This window comes from Paraburkholderia denitrificans (assembly GCF_042655705.1).
Classification (GTDB): Bacteria; Pseudomonadota; Gammaproteobacteria; order Burkholderiales; family Burkholderiaceae; genus Paraburkholderia; species Paraburkholderia denitrificans.
The window spans coordinates 1-1,004 of the sequence record NZ_JBHSMP010000051.1 but is presented as its reverse complement, the minus strand read 5'-3'; the positions used below and the strand labels follow the sequence as shown (position 1 = coordinate 1,004).

General features: G+C 65.3%; 2 protein-coding genes and 1 pseudogene. All 3 read right to left on the bottom strand.

Translation table 11 applies throughout. The features are described from left to right. The coding region (locus tag ACFPTO_RS25105; protein WP_377715790.1) for an NAD(P)(+) transhydrogenase (Re/Si-specific) subunit beta at nucleotides 1-240 on the bottom strand (240 nt) is incomplete at its 3' end. Continuing rightward, nucleotides 241-561: an NAD(P) transhydrogenase subunit alpha part 2 gene (locus tag ACFPTO_RS25100; RefSeq protein ID WP_377715788.1), complete on the bottom strand. Its 321-nt coding sequence runs from the start codon at nucleotides 559-561 to the stop codon at nucleotides 241-243. A 13-nt stretch (nucleotides 562-574) separates the two neighbouring features. Then, nucleotides 575-1,004 (bottom strand): annotated as a pseudogene (locus tag ACFPTO_RS25095) (NAD(P)(+) transhydrogenase (Re/Si-specific) subunit alpha); the annotation flags it as partial.

Sequence of the window (1,004 nt, the reverse complement as noted above, 5' to 3'; positions counted from 1 at the left end):
CAGCCCGCCGCCGATCACGAGCGCGGCGAACAGGAGCACGAGGCCGAGCCCGAGGTCGGAGCCGAATTGCGCGGACTCCTTCACGATCAGCGCGAGCGTCGTGAGAATCGCGATGGCCATGCCGGTCATGCCGAACACGTTGCCGGCGCGCGCGCTTTTCGGATTCGAGAGTCCCTTGAGCGCCTGGATGAAGCAGACCGACGCCACAAGGTAGAGGAGCGTTACGACGTTCATGCTCATTTATGCGCCCTCCTTGCTGGTGAGCTTCTTCGGTTCCTTCTTGCGGAACATTTCGAGCATGCGCCGCGTGACGAGGAATCCGCCGAACACGTTGACGGCGGCGAGCAGCACGGCAAAGGTGCCGAAGAACTTGCCCGCGCCGCCCACGGTGAGCCCGGTGGCGAGCATCGCGCCGACGATCACGATCGCCGAGATCGCATTGGTCACGGCCATGAGCGGCGTATGCAGCGCGGGCGTGACGTTCCAGACCACGTGATAGCCGACGTACACGGCCAGCACGAAGATGATCAGGTTGATGACGGTGTGGTTAATGATTTCCATCGCCGGTCTCCGTTTACGACTTCTTCGTGACGGCGCCGTCGCGGGCCAGCAGCGTGGCCGCGACGATGTCGTCCGCGAGATCGATGTTGAGCGTGCCTTCCTTCGTGACGATCAGCTTCAGGAAGTCGAGCAGGTTGCGCGCGTAGAGCGACGAAGCATCGGCGGCGACCATCGACGCGAGATTCGTATAGCCGCAAATCTGCACGCCGTGGCGCGTGACCACTTCGTCCGCGACGGTCAGCGGGCAGTTGCCGCCGCGCCGTCCGGTCTCCGCATCGGCAACCGGGCCGCGCCCTGCCGCGAGGTCGATCACGACCGAGCCCGGCTTCATCGCCTGCACGGTTTCGGCAGGCAACAGCGTGGGCGCGTCGCGGCCCGGGATCAGCGCGGTCGAGATCACGATGTCGGCCTGCTTCGCGCGCTCGTGCACCAGCGCGGACTGG